We start from the raw sequence: 25530 nt of genomic DNA, 5'->3' as shown, positions 1-25530 counted from the left end.
TTTAATTATTTGAGATATCAGATTGCTTAAAATGATCTAACATCGTTTGTTCATCCATAATCTGAATAGATAATTCTTCTGCTTTGGTCAATTTAGAACCTGCAGACTCGCCAGCAATAACTATATCGGTATTTTTAGACACACTTCCGGTGATTTTAGCACCTAATTGCTTAAGTTTTTCTTTTGCTTCATCACGTGGCATAGATGATAAAGTGCCGGTTAAAACAATCACTTTATCCTTAAAAATATTGTTAACAATATTTGGTGCTTTTACCGTAACGGGTTGCCAGTTAATCCCGATTTTATCGCTGATTAAGGCATCAATTATATTACGGTTATGTTCTTCTTCAAGAAAATTAACAATACTTTTTGCTATTACTTCACCAATATCATTGACCTTTTGTAGTTGCTCTACATCACAATTGCGAATAGCTTCTAATGAACCAAATTCATTAGCCAAACTTTCAGCGGTAACTTCACCAACATGTGGAATACCTAACGCAAAAATAAATCGCCCTAAAGTTGTACGTTTTGATTTATCTAGAGCATTACGTAAATTAGTCGCTAATTTTTCACCAACTTTATCCAATGAACACAATTGTGGTAATGTTAAATAGTAGAGATCAACCGGCGTTTTAATATATTGTTTATCAACAAGTTGTTCGATAATACGATCCCCAAAACCGGTAATATCCATTGCTCTGCGTGAAACAAAGTGTTTTAAAGATTCTTTACGTTGCGCAGCACAAAATAACCCACCAGAACAGCGAGATATGGCTTCCCCTTCGTCACGAACAATCAACGATCCGCATACTGGACAATGCGTTGGAAATTCAATAGTTCGAGTATTTTCAGGACGTTTATCTAACATCACAGCGACCACTTTAGGGATAACATCCCCAGCACGACGAATGGTTACAAAATCCCCTTCACGAATACCTAAACGATCAATTTCATCACTATTATGTAGTGTTGCATTACTGACCACAACACCCGCAACGGCTACAGGCTCCAGTCTAGCAACAGGCGTAATAGCCCCCGTTCGTCCAACTTGAAAATCGACTTTTAATAGCTGTGTAACTTGTTCCTGAGCTGGAAATTTAAACGCAATAGCCCAACGTGGAGCGCGAGCTACAAAACCAAGTTGTTGTTGTAAGTCAATTTGATTAACTTTTATTACCACGCCATCAATGTCGAAACCTAATGTCATACGCTCATTTTCGACATTATGGAAATAATCCAATACTTCTGACGCACCATTAACAATTTTGACATAGTCACTAACCGGAATACCCCATTGTTTAAATTGCATTAATCTACCGTAATGGGTATCAGGCAATGTTGCTCCTTCAAATATACCGACGCCATAACAATAGAATGAAAGTGAGCGTTTTGCAGTGATTCTTGGATCTAACTGCCGTAACGAACCAGCTGCTGCATTGCGTGGATTAGCAAATACTTTTTCATGGTTTTTTTCTGCATCATGATTTAATTTATCAAACGCTTGATGCGTCATAAAAACTTCGCCTCGCACTTCTAAACGTGAAGGAATATTTTCACCAATGAGTTTAAGTGGAATCGATTTTATCGTTTTGACATTTTCACTGATATCTTCCCCCATATTTCCATCACCACGGGTTGCAGCACGTGCAAAGTTGCCATTTTCATAGAGGATGCTGACAGCTAAACCATCCAATTTCAATTCGCAGCAATATTGCAAATTGGCTGACGAGCTATCAATTCGTTCACGAACGCGCTTATCGAATGCGATTAATCCATCATCAGCAAAAATATTATCTAAGGATAACATCGGCATTTCATGTCGAATTGTTGTAAACTGATTTAATGCCATCCCACCAACTCGTTGCGTAGGGGATTCTGGCGTGATTAGTGCAGGATATTTTAGCTCAAAATCGCGTAATTGTTGCATCAATTTATCATATTCAACATCAGGAATTTTAGGATCGTCTAATACATAGTATTGATATTCATGTTGACGAATTATATTACGCAATTGTTCAACTTGTTGTTTAATATTCATGGGTGCTTACTCACAGCTCGTCTTATCGTTTATAATTAAAGTTGTTAAAAAATAGATATCATTTTAATAAAGCTGTTTATCCATTACATATCGCTTTTATTCGTTTTTTATAGCTATCAATTTCTTGCGGAGTAAGCATGTGATGTTGATGATCTAAAACAACGCCATTGACATCATCAGCAATCCGTTGAACAGATTGCAACATTAATTTAAAATTTTGTGAAGTATTACCATAAGATGGTATCATCATAAAAATCGATACACCAGGTGTCGAAAACTCATGCATTGTTTCAGGATCTAACGTTCCAGGTTTTACCATGTTAGCCAAGCTGAAAAGTACCGGTCCATTTCCAGCAGGATCTAAATGTCGATGAAAAATTTGCATTTCACCAAATTGAAAACCTGATTGAATAATACTACTTAATAATAAATCACCGCGGATATTTTCACCATTTAGACCCGTTACATGTAACACTAACACATCATTTTGGCTATCTTTTTGTTCTGTTTGTTCTGTTTGTTTATTTTCTTGTTCAAGACTTTCAGACAGCTCTTTTTCCGGCATGAACGTAATTGGATTATCTTTTATAGGTGATGGTTTAATACTTTCCACATCTGGTCGCTCATCAATATGACTATCAAAAGTGTTATTTGGCTGATGTTGATTAGAATTTTTAGCATATAAAGGGTCCTCTTCAGCAAATAAATCCCGTTGGATAGGTATAGACGGTTGTGATTCGATTATAAAATCTTTCGCTGAGTTATCAAAAAACGTTGGAGAGGAATTGGAAACGCTTTCATCGCTTCTCTTCGCGATGATATCTCGTGAATGTAAATCATCGGTAAAATTATCATTAAAATCTTCTTCAAAAGAACGAGAATCTTGCCAAGATAGGTCATTAGAGTCTAGTTTATTTCTTGATTGTCTTTTAGATTCAAAAAGATGTGAACGCTCTTTTTTATTAATCCAAAATCCATGAATCAGTAATGCAATGATTACCAACGAGGCAATAACAATTAGTACAATTCGTAAATTATCCATCATACCTATCTCTATATTAATTTTGTGTTGCTATATTACTGTATTTGATTAGTGATACTCAAGCTTCTTAAAAACTTTATCCGTTTAATTTTAATATTTATTGTGTTAGATTACAAAGAGATATGAATTTTATTATCATAAATTTATCAAAAAAAACAAAATATATCATTTTTCACCATAAAATCTTGAATTCAGAAAAAGTAAATCTCAATTAGGTCACCTAGCAAATAATAATCTTGATTAATCATAAGTTTTCTTAACATCCCATTACCTTAAATATATAAATTTTTAGTTCTCTGTGCTATCATGAGAATAGTAGCTTACATTCAAATCTGAAATTCTGTAGAATCAACTTCCTTTACAATTTATGATCTACTTTTTTACATACTAACATTCTAATTTTTTACCGAGGTTATTTTAATATGAGATTAAAAAAAGCATTACATCCAGCTACCCTTGCCTTGATGATAGGGGGAAGCATCTTACTGACAAGTTGTGGTGAAAATAAATCTAATGCTGATAACAATAAAATACCGCCGGTAGCAGTTAAAATATTTCAAACTCAACCGCTTAATTATACCATCAAAACAGTATTACCTGCGCGTGTTGTCGCATCACAGATTGCTGAAATTAGACCACAAGTCAGTGGCATTATTCTTAAACGTGAGTTTGATGAAAGTAGTAACGTTACTGAAGGACAATCACTCTATCAAATCGACCCGGCAATTTATCAAGCCACTTATGATAGTGCAGTAGCGAGTGTTGCTAGCGCCGAAGCTAATGCGAATATTGCTCATTTAACCTTAAAACGTTATGAAGGATTATTGAAAACCAAGTCTATCAGTCAACAAGATTATGATAAAGCGCAAGCTGACTCCCAACAAGCCGATGCAGCAGTTCTGGTTGCCAAAGCAAATTTACACACGGCAAAAGTCAATCTTGACTATACCAAAGTTTACTCACCAATTCAGGGGTACATTGGTAAATCAAATGTTACTGAAGGTGCATTAGTCAATGCTGGGCAACAAACACCTATGGCATTAGTGCAGAAACTTGATCCGATCTATGTCGATATGACTCAAGCGGCTACCATTTTTGAACGCAATGAGAAAGATCGTGACACACTTTATAAACCTGCCGAAAAGGTAGAATTATTCTTTAATGATGGTTCTAAATATGAATATAACGGAAGTGTAAAGTTTTCAGATAAAACAGTTAATGAAACAACTGGAACGGTAACTTTACGAGCTGAATTTGCTAATCCTAATTCTAAGATCTTACCTGGTATGTTTGTAAAACCTCACTATACCCTTGGTAATATTGAAAATGCGATTCTGGTTCCGCAAAAAGGTATCACTAGTAACCAACTTGGTAATTATACTGCAATCATTGCTATTCCAATGAATAACACCGCCGGCGGCAATGAGCAACAAGCGTATTATTTAGAACAACGTAACAATGTTAAAGTTTATTCTGGTATACCAGGATATTGGATTGTAACTAGTGGTATTAATGCTGGCGAAAAAGTAGTAATTTCGGGATTATTGAATTTGGCAGGAAGAAATCTTAATGACCCTAAAAATAAGACTATCGTAAATATTATGAATATAAAAGAACCAGATATGCTCAGTCAAAAACAGTTAGATACAATCATTGAAAATAATCTCAAGTAGAAAAATCGGAGTTTTTAATAATGGCTAAGTTTTTTATTGATCGCCCAGTTTTTGCTTGGGTAATTGCAATTATGATGATGTTGGGAGGAGCTCTTTGCATCAAATTACTTGCAATTGAACAATATCCTGATATTGCTCCCCCTGCAGTAACAGTAACAGCAAGTTATCCAGGTGCAGATGCTCAGACTATCGAAAATACAGTCACCCAATTAATTGAGCAAAATCTTACTGGTATTGACAACTTACTTTATATGAAATCAACCAGTAGTGCTCAAGGAATCGTTCAAACTACTTTAACTTTTGCACCAGGCACAGATCCCGATTTCGCTCAGGTTCAAGTGTTAAATAAAGTGGAAAGTGTTAAATCACGTCTACCTGATAGTGTCCAGAAAAATGGTGTATCGGTAGCAAAAAATAACACTAACTTCTTAAAAGTCATTGGTTTTTATTCAACCAATCCTGAAAAAAAACAAGCTGATATTGCTGACTTTATCTACTCCACAGTTCAAGATCCACTACGCCGAGTACAAGGCGTTGGTGATACCACTTTATTTGGTTCAGAATATGCGATGCGTATTTGGCTCGATCCAAATAAAATGAACTATTTTAAATTATCTACTCAAGAAGTGATTGCGGCTATTCAAGCACAAAATGCACAAGTTACAGCAGGTCAGTTAGGTGCTTATCCGATTAAAGAAGGTCAAGAATTAAATGCCACTATTACTGCTCAATCTCGACTCAAAACGCCAAAACAGTTCCAAAATATTTTAGTTCGAGTCAATACCGATGGTTCTAATTTACTATTAAAAGATATAGCTAAAGTGGAGTTAGGTGCTGCAGATTATAACTTTATATCACGTTATAATGGACAGATATCAAGTGGTTTAGCCATTTATTTGGCAACCGGTGCTAACCAACTGGATACTTCCGATGCTGTAGATGCCAAGTTAGCCGAGTTAGCTAAGATTTTTCCAGATGACATTAAGTATGATTTTCCTTATGACACTACGCCATTTGTAAAATTATCAATTGATAATGTGATTGAAACATTAATTGATGCGATCGTATTAGTTGTTTTGGTGATGTTTTTATTCTTACAAAATCTCCGTTCAACCATTATTCCAACGATTACTGTTCCGGTCGTTTTATTAGGTACATTTGCGGTTTTATATATCACAGGCTTTACTATCAATACCTTATCCATGTTTGCGATGATTCTTGCCATTGGTTTATTAGTGGATGATGCAATCGTAGTTATTGAAAACGTGGAACGTATTATGCATGATGAGGGGTTATCACCTTATGATGCTACTGTAAAATCGATGGAGCAAATCACTTCCGCACTGATCGGTATTGCCGTGGTACTTTCTGCAGTATTTATTCCCATGGCTTTTTTTGGCGGTGCGGCCGGTGGAATTTATCGTCAATTCTCAATAACGATTGTTACCTCCATGGCTTTATCCGTAATAATGGCTATTATTTTAACACCAGCATTATGTGTACAAATCCTTAAAGCTCCATCAAAACACGGAACAGAAAAAAAATCGATTTTCCAAAAAATCTTAAATATTCCGCCATTTAATTGGATATCATTAGCGACAAATAAGATTTTTTATTATTTTAATTTTGCTTTTACCAAAAGCCAGCACGTCTATGAAAAAGGCGTTATTAAAACATTAAATAAACCAATAATTAGTCTTTTAGGTTATATTATCATTCTTTTAGTTTTCATCGTTGGTTACTTGAAACTGCCTACTTCTTTCTTACCTGATGAAGATCAGGGGGTAATTATTATGATGGTTGAGTTGCCACCAGGTTCAACCCTTGATCAGACTGAAGCTGTACTTGGTAAAGCAACCAATTACTTTAGAACCAAAGAAGCCGACTCCGTAAAAGAAACATTCACTGTTGCTGGCTTTAGTCTAGCCGGGCGTGGACAAAATGTCGGTTTAGGATTTATTAAACTTAAAGATTGGGATTTAAGAAAAAGTAGTGATCAAAAAATTGGTGCAATTCTTCAGCGTACAAATGGCTTCTTAAGAACCATTACTGAGGCGCGCAGTTTTGCACTCAATGTGCCAGCTGTTCCTTCTTTAGGTATGTCTAATGGTTTCTCTTACGTTTTAATGGACAGTGCAGGTCAAGGTCATAATGCGTTGATGGGAGCATTTTATCAAACCTTATCTGCCGCAATGCGTAATCCACTACTAACCCAAGTCAGACCAGGTGGGATGCTCGATGTTCCGCAATATAAAATTGATGTCGATTTTGAAACAGCACAAGCATTAGGTGTGTCAGTTAGCAACGTTAATAGTGTGTTATCAACCGCCTTAGGATCAGCGTATATTGATGATTTTGTTTATAACAATCGTGTAAAAAAAGTCTATGTCCAATCAGATGCCAAATATCGTATGTTACCTGATGATTTTAGTATTTGGCATGTTAAAAATAATAATGGCGATATGGTTCCTTATGATGCTTTTGCTAAAACATCTAAAACCTTCGGATCACCTTCATTGGTTCGTTACAATGGTGTTTCAGCCATGGAAATCAGTGGTGTGGCAATTCCTGGAGAAAGTTCGGGCTCAGCAATGGCAATCATGGAAAATATTTCTCAACAGTTACCTCGAGGGTTTACTTATGATTGGACAGGATTATCTTATCAAGAACGGGAAACCGGTTCTCAAAAAATGATGCTGATGTTTATCTCTCTTATCGTTGTATTTCTTTCATTAGCAGCTCTTTATGAAAGCTGGACTATTCCAATTTCGGTACTTTTAACAATACCTGTTGGCGTATTTGGTACGGTTTTAGCAACCTCATTATTCAAACTTGAAAATGATATCTATTTCTTTGTTGGATTATTAACAACCTTAGGATTAACTGCTAAAAATGCGATTCTAATTGTAGAGTTTGCTAAAGATGCTATTGAAAAAGAAGGTAAAAGCATTTTTGATGCTACATTGGAAGCTTGCCGTTTACGATTACGACCGATTTTAATGACCTCTTTTGCCTTTATTCTGGGTGTTTTACCACTTGCGATTAATAGTGGCGCAGGGTCAGCCAGTCAAAATTCAGTTGGTACTGGTGTTATCGGTGGTATGATTACCGCTACATTTATCGCTATATTCTATATACCATTATTCTTTTTATATTTAACTAAATTTGTCGATAAATTTGATCGTAAAAAGAATAATCAAGATAAAGATATTTCTATACCAACAAAATAACGTTTAGATAAATTAAAAATGCGCCAATTGGCGCATTTTTTTAATTTTTGACAAAACCAAAACTTAAAAACCTTAACATTGCTTATTATAAATTTTGCCGAAAGTTATTTAATTATCTTATTCACAATTAATCTATTAATTTTATTAATCACTTTTGTTTCTGGCTTTAGCCAATTGAGCTTTGATTAGGGCAAGTCGACTCTTACCGTGCTCAAAGCGCTGTTCCGCTGTCGGTTGTTGTCGACCATTACTCCAATTAAGATCATCTTGTGGCAATTCAAAAAGAAAACGACTTGGCTCTAATTGACTACTCTCACCAAATTGCTTACGTTCTCTGCTGTATGAAAGCGTCAGAACTCGCTGTGCTCGCGTAATACCAACATAGGCCAATCGTCTTTCTTCTTCAATGTTTTCTTCATCAATACTGGTTTGGTGCGGTAATAGTCCTTCTGCCATGCCAATTAAATAAACATAAGGAAATTCTAAACCTTTCGAAGCATGTAACGTCATTAATTGCACTTCATCTTGTTCATCTTCATTTTCATTGCGTTCGAGCATGTCACGCAAAGTAAAGCGCGCTACGGCATCTTCCAAAGTATATGGTTCATCAATATCATTACCTTTTAGCATATCATCCAGCCAAGTGATAAGTTGTTCAACATTTTTCATACGCATCTGAGCAGCGGTTGGTGAAGACGATGTTTCATACATCCAACTTTCATAATCAATTCCTTGCAATAATTCGTAAACTGCAGACATTGGATCATGTTGTGCTTGTTGTGATAATTGATTAAACCATTCAACAAATCCTTGCAACGATGTTAATCGTTTAGCAGATAATATTTCGGTTAACTCACCATCAAAAGCTGTTTTGAATAAACTCAATGAACGTGTTCCTGCTAATTCACCTAATTTTTGTAAGGTGGCAGGGCCAATTTCTCGTTTAGGTGTATTAATAACCCGAATAAACGCATTATCATCATCTAAATTTACTAATAGTCGCAAATAAGCCATGATATCTTTAATTTCAATTCGCGAAAAAAACGAGGTTCCCCCTGAAATTTTATAAGGAATACGGCCTTGCATAAGCATTTTTTCAATTAAACGCGACTGATGATTACCACGATATAAAATTGCATAATCACCATAACGAGCATTATTAGCAAAACGATGACCTATAAGGTGATTCACGACTTTTTCAGCTTCATCTTCCTCATTATTTGCTGATAATACATTAATATATTCACCATAACCTAATTCAGAATGGAGAGTTTTACTAAATAAATGGGGATTATTTTCAATTAAAATATTAGCTGCTTTAAGGATTCTCCCCGACGAGCGGTAATTTTGTTCCAATTTGATAACATTAAGATTCGGGAAATCCTGGTTGAGTAATACTAAATTTTGCGGTCGGGCACCACGCCAAGAATAAATCGATTGATCATCGTCACCTACGACGGTAAACTTCGCACGATGACCAACTAATAATTTAATTAATTCATATTGACTCGTATTGGTATCTTGATATTCATCAACGAGCAGATAACGTACTCGGTTTTGCCATTTTTCGCGGACAGTTTCATTATTTTTTAATAATAATGTCGGTAATAAGATCAAATCATCAAAGTCCAAAATACCACATGACTTTTGTTGCTGTTCATACAATTTGTAACAATGTGCAAATAATTGTTCTTTTTTACCTTGCGCTTTAGCCATGGCTAACGTGCTATCAACAAGATCATTTTTCCAATTTGAAATGCAACTACGCAATTGGTTGATGAGTTCTTTATCACCATCAAACCACTGTTCGGTCAACTCTTTAAGTAATGCAAACTGATCATGATCATCGAATAAAGAAAAATTACTTTTAATACCGACCTGTTTATACTCTTTGCGAATTATATCTAGCCCCAATGTATGGAAAGTTGAAATTTTTAACCCTCTCGTTTCTTGGCGACCAAGTGAGTGAGTAATTCGTTCTTTCATTTCTCTAGCAGCTTTATTAGTAAATGTAACCGCAAAAATATGTTTTGGTTGGTATTCTTTAACTTTGATCAAATAAGCAATTTTATTAATAATAACCCGCGTTTTACCCGATCCTGCACCAGCTAGAACCAAACATGGACCAGATACAAACTCAACGGCTTGCTGTTGACTTAAATTTAAACGCACAACGGTAACCATCTATAAAAAATGTGACTAGTATACTCAATCACTCTTTAAAAACCTAATATTAGTATAATTATGCGTTATTTTTTATTCAAAAATGGCAAAACTTTTTAAATAAAATAGCACCCATTGATTAGATGAAAAATAAATGGCTAATTAGTTGATCAATAACAATATATAAAACGAATATTGGCTATTAAAAATCTATTATATAGCAAAATTAATAAGTTATATTTTTCCGACTAAACCTTGTTAAATCTATAAATATCTTATTGTAACAATTCCTGCTTATTTACTATATTCAGCTTGAATAACACACTTAAATTTGATAGTTTATTGCCAATCCATATTATTCACATTTAACAAAAAGGTAATTGTTATGACAATCAAAGTAGGTATTAATGGTTTTGGTCGTATCGGCCGTATTGTTTTCCGTGCAGCACAACAACGTTCTGACATCGAAATCGTTGCTATTAATGATTTATTAGACGTTGATTACATGGCTTATATGCTAAAATATGATTCAACTCACGGTCGTTTTGATGGTACAGTTGAAGTTAAAGATGGCAAATTAGTCGTTAACGGTAAAGCAATTCGTGTTACTGCTGAAAGAGATCCTGCAAATTTAAAATGGAACGAAGTAGGTGTTGATGTTGTTGCTGAAGCGACTGGTTTATTCTTAGATGATGCCACTGCTCGTAAACATATCCAAGCTGGTGCTAAAAAAGTTGTTTTAACTGGCCCTTCTAAAGATAGCACACCTATGTTCGTAATGGGTGTTAACGATAAAGATTATGCAGGTCAAGATATCGTTTCTAATGCTTCATGTACAACTAACTGTTTAGCACCTTTAGCTAAAGTTATCAATGACAACTTTGGTATCGTTGAAGGTCTAATGACAACTGTTCACGCAACTACAGCAACTCAAAAAACTGTTGATGGTCCTTCTCACAAAGATTGGCGTGGTGGTCGTGGTGCTGCTCAAAACATCATCCCATCTTCAACTGGTGCCGCTAAAGCTGTGGGTAAAGTTATCCCTGAACTAAATGGTAAATTAACTGGTATGGCTTTCCGTGTTCCAACTCCAGATGTTTCTGTTGTTGATTTAACTGCCCGTTTAGCTAAACCTGCTAAATACGAAGACATCTGTAAAGTAATTAAAGCTGCTGCAGAAGGTCCAATGAAAGGCGTTCTTGGTTACACTGAAGATGCTGTAGTTTCTACTGATTTCTTGGGTGAAGTTTGCACTTCTGTATTTGATGCGAAAGCAGGTATCCAAATCAGTGATACATTTGTTAAATTAGTTGCATGGTACGACAATGAAGTTGGCTATTCAAACAAAGTATTAGACTTAATAGCAGTTGTTGCTAAATAATAGTCATTCAAACTATCTAAAAAAGCTAAAACACTAAAGTTTTAGCTTTTTTTATTGTTTTATTTAGGCAAATTTTCTTACTATTCAATATCTAACATTTTAATTTTTTATTAATTACCAATAATTAGATACAACACTCCATAAAATTAATTTATTAATATCATTTTACTAATCCAAACGATACAAACAGATGGAAAGCCATTGAAAAAAATGATAAATATGAATATTTGCAAAAAGTAAGATTACATAAATGATAAATTACTCTGTTTAATACCCCTATCTCCATGTGCAACTATTGCAGATTTAACGCTGAGATCTTTCTCGACTATTATCGATTATAAGCTGGCAATCACACCATAAATAAAAAAAACGATTACTGATTTAAATTCATTTATTGAATTATTAATGAATGTTATGACAATATGGTATTCAAAATGGTCCAAAAAGTTCGAAAAACTATTCATACTAACTTTATAACAGTATCTTTAAATATGCCTACGACGCTAAATAATTAACCGATATGGAGACTTAATATGCTATAGATAATATTAATGTCATTATTGAATGGAGCATGGATATTTGATATATCTCTACTTAATGCCAATTATCAATGTGTTAATAAAAATGGCAAATTAAATGGCATGTCTACAAGCATTGATAATTAGATTAACTCTTGAATAATCGATAATAATAGTAAGACTTATATCTACTTTTATTATTATTTTTTCTACAATTATTAAGCTTTTGGAGATTTAGAAAATCTCCTCGATTATCAGCAGTTCCTCTTTTTAGCCTATCATTATAGTAAATATTGTTTTAATTATTGCTTCTATAAATTTTAATTTAGGCGATATCTTTTTTCAGACTTGAAATATTAATTTTTATGCCTATATAGATAGATGTCTTAATAATAAATTTAGAGGTATTAATCAATGAGTAACCAAGGAACCGAAACTCGTGGATTTCAATCAGAAGTGAAACAACTTCTTCACTTAATGATTCACTCACTTTATTCTAATAAAGAAATATTCTTAAGAGAACTTATCTCAAATGCGTCTGATGCTGCAGATAAACTTCGCTTTAAAGCATTAGAAAACCCTAACCTATATGCTGGAGATGGTGAATTAGGTGTTAAAATTTGGGTTAACAAAGATGCAAGTACACTTACTATTGCTGATAATGGTATTGGTATGACTCGTGATGAAGTCATTGAAAATTTAGGTACCATTGCTAAATCAGGGACTAAAGCTTTTTTAGAGTCAATCGGCAGCGATCAAGCTAAAGATAGTCAACTAATAGGTCAATTTGGTGTTGGCTTCTATTCGGCATTTATTGTAGCCGATAACGTTACCGTGGTAACCCGTGCTGCAACTGCTAAAGAAGATGAAGCGGTCATGTGGCAATCCGCTGGGGAAGGTGAATACACTATTTCTGATGCCCATAAATCAAGTCGCGGTACGGAAATTACACTTCACCTGAAAGACGATGAAAAAGAGTTTTTAGATGACTGGCGTCTGCGTTCAATCATCAGTAAATATTCTGATCATATTTCTTTACCGGTTGAAATTCAAACCATTGAAGAAGAAAGTAAAGAAATTAAGTGGGAAAAAGTCAATAAAGCCCAAGCACTTTGGACCCGTAGTAAAGCAGATATTTCTGATGATGAATATAAAGCATTTTATGAACATTTGTCCCATGATTATAACGAACCACTGATTTGGAGCCATAACCGTGTTGAAGGTAAACAGGAATATACTAGCCTACTCTATATTCCGTCAAAAGCACCATGGGATATGTGGAATCGTGATCATAAACACGGTTTAAAACTTTATGTACAACGTGTCTTTATCATGGACGATGCCGAACAATTTATGCCTAATTACTTGCGTTTTGTAAAAGGTTTAATCGACTCTAATGATCTTCCTTTAAACGTCTCACGTGAAATTTTACAGGATAGCAAAGTAACACAAAATTTACGTAACGCCTGTAGTAAACGTGTTTTACAGATGTTAGAAAAATTAGCTAAAGAGGACAAAGAAAAATACCAACAATTCTGGACTGAATTTGGCTTAGTACTTAAAGAAGGTACCGGTGAAGATTTTGCAAATAAAGAGATTATCGCCAAATTGCTCCGTTTTGCTTCAACCCATAACGATAGTGATGCGCAAACAGTGGCTTTGGAAGAATATATTAATCGTATGTCAGAAGGTCAAGAGAAGATTTATTACATTACCGCTGATAGTTATCAAGCAGCAAAATATAGCCCACACCTTGAATTGTTCCGTAAAAAAGGTATAGAAGTGCTACTGCTTTCAGATCGCATTGACGAATGGATGATGAGTAACTTAACTGAATTTTCTGGGAAAGCCTTCCAATCAGTGAGTAAATCTGATGAATCTATTGAAAAACTAGCAGATCAAGAAACTGACGAACAAAAGCAAGCAGAAAAAGAACTTGAACCATTTGTTAGCCGAGTAAAAACTGTTTTAGGGGATAAAGTTAAAGATGTTAAATTAACACATCGTTTAACAGATACTCCGGCAATAGTGACAACAAAAGAAGGTGAAATGACAACGCAAATGGCTAAACTGTTTGCGGCAGCAGGCCAAAAAGCACCAGAAGTAAAATATACTTTCGAACTTAATCCTGTGCATCCGTTAGTTAAAAAAGCTGCTGATACGCAAGATGATGTTGATTTTAAAGATTGGGTAGAATTATTACTTGATCAAGCTTTGTTAGCCGAAAAAGGCGCTTTAAATGATCCGAGTAAATTTATTAAAAATGTAAATAAATTACTCATGAAATAACTTATTAATAGCCTCCTAAAATAAACCGATATAATTTAGATTATATCGGTTTTTTTATAATTATATTAGATGACTAGTAGCCAGAATTAGTTGAAAAAACTAGGCGATGAACTGTGAACACATATTTATTGCGATGATGTTTCATATTTATTTTCTTCAATATCTTAAATAACATCAGATATTTAAATAAATTACAACTGACTATCAAGCATGAATTTATCGGGAATGTAAATAATTTGCTATTTACCCATGCCATTGTAGCAAGAATCAATAAAACGTTTTATTTTCACCTACTTTTTATCTAAAAAAATGACCTCACTGCCAAGTAACGGCATTTTAAGAATATGTGGCTTAATTTTTCCCCAAACCTGCATTTCACAAGCCTTACAATTGAATTTCAAAGTCAACTCTTCCTTATTATGGATAAGTTTCATTGGTGTCACTTTGGTTCTAACACCTTGCACACCTTTGGCTTGTTTAGGACATAAATTAAAAGCATAACGTAAACAATGTTTGGTAATCATAAGAGGCGCATCATCTGTTATTTGATGCGCTTCATAAGCACTTTCAACCAATTCCACTCCATGTCGTTGATAAAATTCACGTGCTTTGTCGTTATAAACATTAGCTAAAAAAGTTAAATGGGTTTCTGGATATACAGGTATGGGAGATAACTCCGAGCGGCGTTTTTTACGACAATAACGCTCAATCCGCGTTTGGGTTAGCATATCAATCACATCACGTCTTAATTGATTGAATTGACTACTTGGAATAAAGTAAAGGGTACGCAAGTCAATGTCGATGGTTATAGCATAGTAAATAGTTTGTCCCAATTTTGCTAAACTTTCTTGTAAATTCTGGCGCGTTTTATCAATTTGTTGTGCAATATTAAAATTAGCTATTAACCTTTTACTAACAGTAATCCCCTCCTCGCTTTTTACAAAGAGCTCAATGCCACCCTGACAATCTGTTAAAGCAAATGAAACCCCTATTCGCCGTTGGCTGGATTGTTTTAATAAGTTTTGTTGCCACACATGATCAAAATTACGATTAATCTGGCAAGGTAATTGCAATGACATTAATGATTTCGGTAATACATTTGGGTAAACACGATATACATCAGCCGATAATTTTTCTACTTTATCAGCACGAAAACCAACTATCTCACGCTTAACTAATACATTAAGACCGTCACCATTGACCAAAGGAGATTTTGCCCGAATATCTAACGTATTAGCGGAAATTTTTATCAGTTCACCGACATTTATACCAATAAATTTAGGTGAATCAAATGCCCCGATATTCGCCTGACGACCATGTACAAAATAATCGGTATTACCACGATGAAAAGTACGATCTGGATCTGGTATAAAAAAGTGTTCTGTTTTACCACTTGAAGCACGACATAAATCCGGACGCTTTGTTAAAATATTATCTAAATGTTGCCGATAAAAAGCTGTTATATTTTTTACGTAACTTAAATCTTTATACCGCCCTTCAATTTTAAAAGAACGGACACCCGCATCAATTAAGGCTAATAAATTATTTGATTGATTATTGTCTTTCATTGATAACAAATGCTTCTCATAAGCGACCACCCGGTTTTGATCGTCTTTCAAAGTATAGGGTAAGCGACAGGCTTGTGAACAATCACCACGATTGGCACTTCGCCCAGTTTGGGCATGAGAAATATAACATTGCCCAGAAAATGCGACACATAACGCACCATGCACAAAGTATTCAATGGTAGCATGACTCTGTTGATGAATGGCATTAATTTCAGCTAAATTTAACTCTCTTGCTAATACAATTTGTGAAAAACCGACATCAGCTAAGAATTTGGCTTTTTCAGGGGTTCGAATATCCATTTGCGTACTGGCATGTAAATCAATTGGTGGAATATCCAAAGCTAAAATCCCCATATCTTGAATAATTAATGCATCGACACCTGCGTTGTAAAGTTGATGAATTAATTGTCTAGCTGGTTCCAATTCATTATCATGTAAAATTGTATTTAAAGTTACAAAAACTTTAGCATAATAGAGATGAGCAAAAGTGACTAATTTAGCAATGTCACTAACCGAATTACCGGCATTATGCCGAGCACCAAATTGAGGGCCGCCAATATAAACGGCATCCGCGCCATGCAAGATAGCATGTTTAGCAATTTCAATATCTTTAGCTGGGCTAAGTAATTCGAGATGATGTGTTGATAATGATAGCATGATAAATCCACAACGAAAAAAGACGCCGAAATTATACCTGTTTTTTGATTTATTTCTCTTTATTTATTGCAGATTTAAAAAATAACGATAAAGTATGACGTTCCAATAATAATCTTCAATCAAAATGACAACTATTACCTTATACCATAACCCTAAATGCTCTAAAAGCCGAACAACACTCGCGTTACTCATTGATAAAGGTATTAAACCAAACATTGTATTATATTTAGATAATCCGCCATCAATCGAACAGTTACAAACCTTAGTTAACCAACTTGGTTTTAACTCAGCACGGCAAATTATGCGAACGAAAGAACAGCTTTATCAAGAATTATATCTAGATGGTGAAAATATTACTGAACAACAATTATTTAATGCGATGCATCGATACCCGATATTGATTGAACGCCCCATCGTGGTAAATAATCATCGCGCTATAATTGGTCGCCCACCTGAAAAGATATGGGAAATATTCTGATAAAACGGATAATTGACGATTTAAGAAAATATAAATATTTCATATACAATAAAAATTAAGCGGTTTAATTACCGAAAAGAATTAGATAGACTGCCATGTACATAACAAACAATTTTTTATGGTTATGTACATTGCGAATGGCGCAAATCAAGTTTTTCGCCTATTAAGTATGATTACTCACAATAAAAATGTCCACAAATATAAACCGCAATTAATATTTAACCTTATCAACAATAATTGCATTATCATGTAAGTAACGTTCATTTTTACTATCTATATTAGAATCGGTAATTACTCGATTAATGGCACTAAGCGGGTGAAATAAATATTTCTGTTGTTGACCGAATTTTGATGAATCAGTAATAATGATATTTTCACTAGGTTTATCTAAAATTGTATTGACTAATTCTGTGCGCATATTATCGCGTCCAGTAAAACCAGTTTGTTCAGTAAATCCATCAACACCAATAAACGCTTTATCGAAAGAAATATGCGCAATGGCTAAACATGCAAGTTCGCCAACAACACTATCACTCTTCTTTTGATATTCGCCACCAATCACAATTACTTTAATATCAGTGGTTTTAAGTATTTGAGCAATATAATAACTTGAAGTAATTAAGGTTATTCGGCGAGTAAAGGCTAAATGACGAGCAAGTAAAGCGTTAGTACTTCCCCCTTCGATAAAGATAACTTCATTATTATTGACTAATGAAGCAGCATATTCAGCAATTTTTTGTTTTAGCGGAAATTTAATTTTCATTCGCGCATCTAAATTATCGCTATCCATTGTCACGGCATAACCATGTTCACGTTTTAAGTAACCTTTTTCTTCTAAGAAATTAAGATCATGCCGAATGGTAACAACCGAAACAGCCAGATACTGGGCTAAATCAGCGACTTTAACTTGTCCTAATTCATTGACTCGGTAAATAATTTCTTTTTGACGTTCATTCATTAAATAAAACATTTATAGCTAGCCTTTTATTCCAACAATTTAATTAATCAGGAGAATCATTCCGTCGCGTCATTACATATGTGATGTGTAATAGATTTAACAGTTGTTTTAATTATAGTTTTTATATCATCTATACTGTTTTTAGAGTAACTGGCGACTATCTTACACAACTCTTTGACAACAATCATTAAATGTTTAACCGATTGAAATACTACTTGAGTGATTATTTATCTTTCAAGTAATATTTTAATGATAAAACCACCCTTTATTGATTGTTAATAAAGTTGTAAATGAAGGCTAATATTATTGAATAATGAAAATAAATAATTAAGCCATCAAATGATGGCTTATTTTAGTTAGATAAAGTATAAAAATGTAATCAAATAACATGCTCAGTTCGGGCAATGATATCATCTTGTGCTTCTGGTGATAATGCGGTAAAGAATGCAGAGTAACCAGCAACACGAACCACTAAATCTCGATACTGATCGGGATTTGTTTTTGCTGCCAATAATGTTTCACGTGAAACCACGTTGTATTGTACATGCCACCCCTTGTGCACTTCAAAAAAGGTTCGTAACATAAGCATTAGCTTTTGCCTATCTTGGATATGATCGAGCGTAGATGGATTAAGTTTTTGATTAAGTAATACCCCACCCAAAATTTTATCGGTTGGTAATTTACCGATGGAATTGAATACCGCTGTAGGACCTAATGTATCGGTACCTGATGAAGGACTCGCGCCTTCTGCTAAAGGAGTCCAAGCTTTACGTCCATCTGGCGTCGCTGCCGTTTGTGCACCAAATGGAACATTGGCAGAAATTGAGGAGGTACCTGCATAATAAGTCCCACCTATTGGGCCACGACCATAACGTGGATTCTTATAGTTTTTGAGTTCATCTATATAACTGTGATAGGCATCAACTAATAACTGGTCAACTTCATCATTATCATTACCGTATTTAGGTGCACCATTTAATAAACGTTGACGTAATTGTTCACCATTTAAACCGTCAAAATTTGACGCTAAAGATTCAGCTAGCTCTTGTTGACTAATCATACCTTGTTCAAATACCAATTTTTTAACTGCTTCAAGACTGTTGGCTGTATTGGCTAATCCGACCTGTAAACCTGAAACCCAATCATATTTAGCCCCGCCTTGTTTGAGTGTTTTACCACGTTCGATACAATCATCGACTAAAACAGAGCAAATAATATCGTGAGCATTTTCTTCTAACATGGTATCTATGACATACTCGATTTCAATAGATTTACGGGTGTAATAACGAATTTGTTTATCCCAAGATTGCATCACTTCATTGAAGTTCGTAAAATTACCTTTACTCAATGCTTTTTCTTGTGCTAAGAAAACGGCTCCGCTCGTTGCATCTTTACCTCCCTCAAGTGCTGCCAGTACAACACGTGTAAAGTTAATAAAACTCATACCTGTACAACGATATCCCCATTTACCTGGAACCGCCGTTTCGATACAACCAATTGCAGAATAATCATAGGCATCCTGTGGTTCAACGCCCAGTTTAATAAATTCAGGGATTACAATTTCATCATTATTGAACGCTGGCATACCAAAGCCACAACGAATAACTTGCACACATGCATCTAAAAATTCATTACTTAATCCTGCATGATAACGCACACTAAGATTGGGTTGTGTTGATTTTAAACGACCACAGGATTCTAATATCGCCAACGATAAACTATTTACCGCATCAATTGGTTTACCATTTACAAGTTTTTGCCCACCAATAGTAACATTTTGGTACATTGGACTTCCTGCAGAGGCTTTTGAGTGAGAACCAGAACGAATTTTATTAATTTCTAAAAGTTTTAACCAACAACTATGTAATAATTCTATAGCATTTTCTCGAGTTATTAGTTTATTTTGTTCAACATCTTTTTGATAAAATGGGTAAAGATATTGATCCAAACGCCCAAAGGAAACGGAATGACCATTTGACTCTATTTGTAATATTAACATCACAAAATAGCATAGTTGCAATGCTTGCCAATAAGTTTTTGGCGGTTGATGCGCAATTAAATGGCAGTTATCAGCGATTCCCTGTAACTCTTTTTTACGCCAGTCGCGTGTTTCGGTTTCTGCCATTTTATTGGCTAACTTAGCATAACGTTCAATATATTCACTCATTGCCACCATTGACATATCGGAAGCTTTTAGAAAATGACTTTTATAAAAATCATCTAAGTTAGTTAAATCTAAGCGCTCACGACGTTCTCTAATTTTAGCAATAATGCCATCAATGCCATTTTCTAGAATCAGTGGAAAATTAATTGCTAAATGAGCATCTCCAGCATTCATATTTCCTTCTGCTTTAATCATTACCGTATCAAGTAACGATTTCTGTTCATCAGTAAAAAGTGCATAGCAGCGATCTAATACTGTTTGACCATGCCACCACGGACAGATATCATGCAACACTGCTTTATCACGTTCACTGACTTCAAAACCAGCACCAGGTCTATCGCCTAGTTCATCGATTTCTTTCTCAATCCAGCCGACGGTATATTCTGGAAATATGGGTGCCGCTCGAGGATGACTAGCTTGGTTACCAACAATTAATTCATCATGTTTTATCCAAATTGTTTTTTTTGCCAAATGATTAACCAAAGCATATGCGCGACGGATAACAATTGGTTGTGCGAAATGTTTTTTATATGATTCAGTATAGTGTTCAGCACGTTCAACGCAAATATGGGGTTTAATAATATGAATTAAAGCATCTTTATGTGCTTGAATTCTGGGGGTGATCTCTGTTAAATTTAGTTTTGTCATCGTTGTCTCCTTTGGCTATTTTGATAGCATTTATCCTCTTAAAACAGCTGTTAATTTTTTTTCCGCAGCATAATGCATTGCATAGTCAACTAACTCATTGTCATTTAGCGGTTCAGTTGGTGCGTAATATGGCATATCTAACATTTTGTATTTATTAATACCCAATGTGTGATAGGGTAAAAAGTGAATTTCATGAGTGGTTATTTCATTAGCTGCAAAATCAATAATTGAGCGCATTGATGATTTATCAGCATTAAAGCCTTGGATTATTGGTACTCTTACGGTAATTGCTTTACCGGTAATGGATAATTGTCGAAAATTATCCAAAATGCGTTTCACCGAACCGTTTGTCCATTCTTTGAATTTTTTTTCATCAGTATGTTTCAAATCAGCTAAGAAGAGATCAAGATAAGGTAAGGACGGTTCGACATATTTCCAGGGTACATGTAAACAAGTTTCAACGGCTGTATGATAATTTTTTTCTTTACAACGTTGTAAAATTTGCTGAATTAAATCCGGTTGCATGAATGGCTCACCTCCCGATATAGTTACACCACCGTTTGTGCGTAAGTAAAATGGCGCATCTTTATTAACAACCACCATAATTTCATCGACAGTTTGAGGTTCCCCGCAAACACTAATTGCCAAACTAGGACAAACAAACTTTACATTTTCAATCAATTGTTCATTAAAGTGAGCACGGTCAATGGTCAATTCTTCACACTCTTTATTAAAAATTTGCGGAATTTTTTTTACACACAATTGACAATCATGTATACATAAGCGTTTGTCATATAAAATTTCAGATTTAAGTGATTGACTTTCTGGGTTTTGACACCAAAAACAGCTCAATGAACAACCTTTAAAAAAAATAACGGTTCTTATTCCTGGACCATCATGAGTTGAATAGCGTTGTAGATTGAAAATCATAACCGTGCTCCTTTTTGCAATATTAGAGCATCTTTCGAAAGAAAGTGTCCGTGATATAAATCACATTTTTACGATTAAAAAAAATTTTTCCATCAATCAAATTAAGAAAAATAAGTGACGACTTATCTAGTATTTACCGCACTGAATAAAATTAAAAACTACCTGATAGCAACGGGTTATTTTAATTTTTAACAAAATTTGTGTATGATAATGAGCAACTAAATAATTAGCATTTTATAGTGATTGGCATGCACAAAAGACACCAGAAAATATTGGAATTAATCAATAACCGGCAAAAAATTAGTGTTAATGAATTGTCCAAACTAACTAATGTATCCGTAGTGACTATTCGCAATGATTTATCCTACCTTGAAGAACAAAATTTTATCAAACGAACACATGGCTTTGCTGAAATTTTGGACCGGGATGTAATGAGTGAGCGCATTCAACTAAACTTTTCACTAAAACAGCGATTGGCTAAATATGCATTAAACTTCATTGAAGACGGGGATTCAATCTTTATAGAAGGTGGTAGTACTAATGCCTTACTCGCTCGAGAATTACTAAATTTTGAAGGTGAAATTGTTGTTATTACAGTTTGTACTTATATTGCTCAGCTGTTAAAAGAAGCAAAATTTGATGTGATTTTATTAGGTGGATTACTGCAAGCCAAAAGCGACAGTGTAATAGGACCATTAACTCGTATGTGCATAACACAAACTCATTTTAATAAAGCCTTTTTGGGTATCGATGGTTATCATCCTGAAATGGGATTTACTGGGCGGGATATGATGCGAGCAGAAGTCATTAATTGTGTACTTGATAAAGGTGCTCAAAACTATGTTATTACTGATTCTTCTAAATTTGGTTCGGTGTTTGCCTATACAATAGCGATCGATAAAATTAAACACATCATTACTGACAATAATCTTGATATAAATTTTGAAAACGACATAATGAAAAAGTCTATAAATGTTTATAAATTACCTTAATCGTTTTACCCATTCACACGCCAACAAACACTTTTAAATCCCATTAAAGATTAGTCAAGACTACTATATATTAAGCTAGTGGTCTTTCTGATTGAGTAGATAGCCACTTAAATAGCCAATTAACTATTTCCTCTTTTTATCATTACTAACAAAATTGAATTTTCTTTTAATCAAAAATTATAATTAATCTAACATCGGCAAATCTATATGCAATAGCACCTAGTTAATCGATATTTTCAATAATAAAAAACCGTTATTTGATATTTATCACTTTTTTATTTTCCTTTTAAGATTTCTATAGAAAGCTGATATTTTTCTTTTATTGTGATTTAAATCATACTTTCGAAGTAAAAAAATTTATTTTTCTTTTTTTTAAGCTAATCTTTTTACAAATTATTGGAAATTAATATAAGGAACAAGTAATGGACAATATTGAACAAGCGATCATGAACTTAATCGTTAATTCTGGAGCAGCGAAATCCTATGCTTATAATGCGTTATCAAACGTAAATGAAAAAAACTATAGTTTAGCAGAAGAAAATTTTAAACAAGCGAATGAATATTTGTTATTAGCACATAACGAACAGACTACATTACTAACATTGGAAGCGAATGGAGAATCATTAAATGTAAATGCTCTTTTTGTACACGCTCAAGATCATTTGATGAATGCGATATCTGAAATCACATTAATTGAACAAATTATCGAATTACGCAAAATCTTAAACACGTTAATCGAAAAACAATAAGCAATTTATAAAAATAAGGAAAATATCATGATTAAGATTAAATTATTCTGTGCTGCTGGATTTTCAACGAGTATGTTAGTTGAAAAAATGTTAGAAACCGCTCAACAACAAGGTATTGATGTAGATATTCAAGCTCATTCACATGCCAAACTTAGAGATTATGTTAATGATATGGACGTGGCTTTATTAGGACCGCAAGTGGGATATGCTTTAAAAAAAGCGAAAGAAGTTTGTGCCCCAGCTAATGTGCCAATTGAAGTGATACCAATGATTGACTATGGCACAATGAACGGGGAAAACGTATTAAATTTTGCATTAAATCTATATCAAACTAAGGCGGAACAATAGATGAGTATCGTTGAATATATTAATACTAAAATTCTTCCGAAAGTTTTAACATTTGTTAACTCTAAAGGAATTACTGCGGTAAAAGATGGAATGCTAAGTATTTTGCCATTAACCGTTGTAGGTAGTTTTTTTTTAGTTGTCGGGCAAATACCATCTAAAACGGTAAATGATTGGATTGCCAGTATTTTAGGTAATGATTGGACTGAGCCATTTATGCAGGTTTATGGTGGAACCTTTGCAATAATGGGGCTAATTTCTTGTTTTGCGATTGCTTATGCATATGTTAAAAATGAAGGTTTTGAGCCATTGCCCGCTGGCGTGTTAGCGGTTTCCGCTTTTTTTATAACATCGAATTCTTATGTTGTGGCACCTATTTCTGGTGAAGTAGTGAATAATACCGTCGCCAAGGCATGGATTGGTGGTCAAGGCATGATTTCTGCGATTATCATTGGACTTACCGTTGGTTTTATTTATTCGCTTTTTTTACGGCGTAATATTGTTATCAAAATGCCTAAAGCAGTCCCAAAAACTGTTGCTGTACAATTTACTGCCTTTATCCCTGCATGCTGTATATTTTTACTTTCATTAATAACCTATGCCATGTTTAAAACCTATGGTAAAACCACACTATTAGAAGCAATTTATAGTTTAATTCAAGTGCCTTTACAAGGTTTAACCGATTCATTTGGTGGTGTTATTGCCATCGCATTTTTTATATCATTTTTATGGTGGTTTGGTGTACACGGTCAATCAATCGTAAATGGTATCGTAACATCGATATTAACAGCTAATGCCATCGATAATACACGTTTGCTTGCTCAAAATGGCTCTTTAAATATTGGTGATGGCGCTCATATTGTAACACAACAGTTTTTGGATACTTTTATTTTATTTACTGGTTCAGGAATTACATTTGGAATTGTGTTTGCTATGATTTTCTCAGCAAAATCAAAACAATATAAATTTTTAGGTAAAGCAACTATATTTCCAACTTTATTTAATATTAATGAACCGATTACATTTGGTTTCGGCATAGTTCTTAATCCAATTATGTTTATCCCATTTATTTTGGTGCCTATTATAAGTGGAATTTTAGTTTATACCTCTATTGCAATAGGATTTATGGCTCCATTTTCGGGTGTCATGTTGCCTTGGAGTACACCTGGCATTTTATCAGGATTTTTGGTAGCCGGTTGGCAAGGCGCACTGATTCAATTAGTTATTCTCATTATCTCAGTCATTGGCTATTATCCCTTCTTTAGAAAAATGGATGCTATTGCCTACGCCAAAGAACAACAAGAGCAATCGACTACGATTCTATAATCTCATTAATAAAATTCAAACCATCATGTTATTATTCAGCATGATGGTTAGGACTCATTTGTGAATAATGTAATGTTTATTATTGCCAATTTTTAAATCGTATTGTTCGTATCATATTAAATTTTGGCGATAATACGATAAAAATAATATCTATAGCCACAGCTGCATAAATATTAATGTGTTATGTTGCATAATTTTACTCGTTATTAAACATCAAAATCACATTAAATATTAATTATTTTAATATGTTGCGACAATGGTATCTCATCAATATAATAAAAAGTAGCTCAATACCTCAATAGTTTTTTAACAAAAATTTATGTGATGTAACTCACAAATTTTTAAATAAATAAAAGATTCAACTTTCTTTTTGCATTA

16 protein-coding genes are annotated in these 25530 nt (G+C 34.1%); 9 read left to right on the top strand and 7 right to left on the bottom strand.

The window, feature by feature from the left end:
* Position 1: 1 nt before the first annotated feature.
* Complete coding sequence (ligA, locus tag JMI89_RS07165) at positions 2-2041, bottom strand: NAD-dependent DNA ligase LigA (RefSeq protein ID WP_220679670.1); 2040 nt, start codon at positions 2039-2041, stop codon at positions 2-4.
* Positions 2042-2117: 76 nt separating this feature from the next.
* A complete protein-coding gene (zipA, locus tag JMI89_RS07160; protein WP_220679669.1) occupies positions 2118-3086 on the bottom strand; it encodes a cell division protein ZipA in 969 nt (322 codons plus the stop codon).
* A gap of 419 nt (positions 3087-3505) precedes the next feature.
* On the opposite strand from zipA, the gene JMI89_RS07155 reads away from it, so the two are divergent.
* Complete coding sequence (locus tag JMI89_RS07155; protein WP_220679668.1) at positions 3506-4756, top strand: efflux RND transporter periplasmic adaptor subunit; 1251 nt, start codon at positions 3506-3508, stop codon at positions 4754-4756.
* Between the two features lie 20 nt (positions 4757-4776).
* Positions 4777-7986, top strand: a complete 3210-nt coding sequence (locus JMI89_RS07150) for an efflux RND transporter permease subunit (RefSeq protein ID WP_187754952.1) — start codon at positions 4777-4779, stop codon at positions 7984-7986.
* A gap of 144 nt (positions 7987-8130) precedes the next feature.
* Here the strand turns inward: JMI89_RS07150 and rep are convergent, their stop codons facing one another.
* Complete coding sequence (rep, locus tag JMI89_RS07145) at positions 8131-10158, bottom strand: DNA helicase Rep (RefSeq protein WP_187754951.1); 2028 nt, start codon at positions 10156-10158, stop codon at positions 8131-8133.
* 376 nt (positions 10159-10534) lie between these two features.
* On the opposite strand from rep, the gene gapA reads away from it, so the two are divergent.
* A complete protein-coding gene (gene gapA, locus JMI89_RS07140; protein ID WP_187754950.1) occupies positions 10535-11530 on the top strand; it encodes a glyceraldehyde-3-phosphate dehydrogenase in 996 nt (331 codons plus the stop codon).
* 932 nt (positions 11531-12462) lie between these two features.
* A complete protein-coding gene (gene htpG, locus JMI89_RS07135) occupies positions 12463-14337 on the top strand; it encodes a molecular chaperone HtpG (protein WP_187754949.1) in 1875 nt (624 codons plus the stop codon).
* A gap of 290 nt (positions 14338-14627) precedes the next feature.
* Here htpG and JMI89_RS07130 read toward each other — a convergent pair whose 3' ends face one another.
* Positions 14628-16562 (bottom strand): U32 family peptidase, encoded by a 1935-nt coding sequence (locus JMI89_RS07130; protein WP_220679667.1) that lies wholly within the window; start codon positions 16560-16562, stop codon positions 14628-14630.
* Positions 16563-16686: 124 nt separating this feature from the next.
* Between JMI89_RS07130 and arsC the strand changes: the two genes are divergently transcribed.
* Positions 16687-17040 carry an arsenate reductase (glutaredoxin) gene (gene arsC, locus JMI89_RS07125; protein ID WP_187754947.1) on the top strand — a complete coding sequence of 118 codons (354 nt, stop codon included), beginning with the start codon at positions 16687-16689 and terminating at the stop codon, positions 17038-17040.
* A 211-nt stretch (positions 17041-17251) separates the two neighbouring features.
* On the opposite strand, the gene JMI89_RS07120 is transcribed toward arsC, so the two are convergent.
* The 3 genes from JMI89_RS07120 to JMI89_RS07110 all read right to left on the bottom strand — a co-directional run bounded on the left by JMI89_RS07120 (position 17252) and on the right by JMI89_RS07110 (position 21740).
* Positions 17252-17998, bottom strand: a complete 747-nt coding sequence (locus JMI89_RS07120; protein ID WP_370633731.1) for a DNA-binding transcriptional regulator YciT — start codon at positions 17996-17998, stop codon at positions 17252-17254.
* A 379-nt stretch (positions 17999-18377) separates the two neighbouring features.
* Positions 18378-20810 (bottom strand): formate C-acetyltransferase/glycerol dehydratase family glycyl radical enzyme, encoded by a 2433-nt coding sequence (locus JMI89_RS07115; protein WP_187754946.1) that lies wholly within the window; start codon positions 20808-20810, stop codon positions 18378-18380.
* 30 nt (positions 20811-20840) lie between these two features.
* Positions 20841-21740: a glycyl-radical enzyme activating protein gene (locus tag JMI89_RS07110; protein ID WP_187754945.1), complete on the bottom strand. Its 900-nt coding sequence runs from the start codon at positions 21738-21740 to the stop codon at positions 20841-20843.
* 248 nt (positions 21741-21988) lie between these two features.
* Here JMI89_RS07110 and JMI89_RS07105 point away from each other — a divergent pair, with 248 nt between their 5' ends.
* The 4 genes from JMI89_RS07105 to JMI89_RS07090 all read left to right on the top strand — a co-directional run bounded on the left by JMI89_RS07105 (position 21989) and on the right by JMI89_RS07090 (position 25152).
* Positions 21989-22732, top strand: coding sequence for a DNA-binding transcriptional regulator YciT (locus JMI89_RS07105; protein WP_187754944.1), 744 nt, complete (start codon positions 21989-21991; stop codon positions 22730-22732).
* A 422-nt stretch (positions 22733-23154) separates the two neighbouring features.
* Positions 23155-23481: a PTS lactose/cellobiose transporter subunit IIA gene (locus JMI89_RS07100; RefSeq protein WP_187754943.1), complete on the top strand. Its 327-nt coding sequence runs from the start codon at positions 23155-23157 to the stop codon at positions 23479-23481.
* 27 nt (positions 23482-23508) lie between these two features.
* Positions 23509-23829, top strand: a complete 321-nt coding sequence (locus JMI89_RS07095; protein ID WP_187754942.1) for a PTS sugar transporter subunit IIB — start codon at positions 23509-23511, stop codon at positions 23827-23829.
* Positions 23830-25152, top strand: a complete 1323-nt coding sequence (locus tag JMI89_RS07090; protein ID WP_220679665.1) for a PTS sugar transporter subunit IIC — start codon at positions 23830-23832, stop codon at positions 25150-25152.
* The last annotated feature ends 378 nt before the right edge of the window (positions 25153-25530 follow it).

It is taken from the genome of Frischella sp. Ac48, assembly GCF_019641635.1.
Classification (GTDB): Bacteria; Pseudomonadota; Gammaproteobacteria; order Enterobacterales; family Orbaceae; genus Frischella; species Frischella japonica.
Note: the sequence above shows the minus strand (reverse complement) of the source record. Positions and strands in the feature narration are given on the sequence as shown.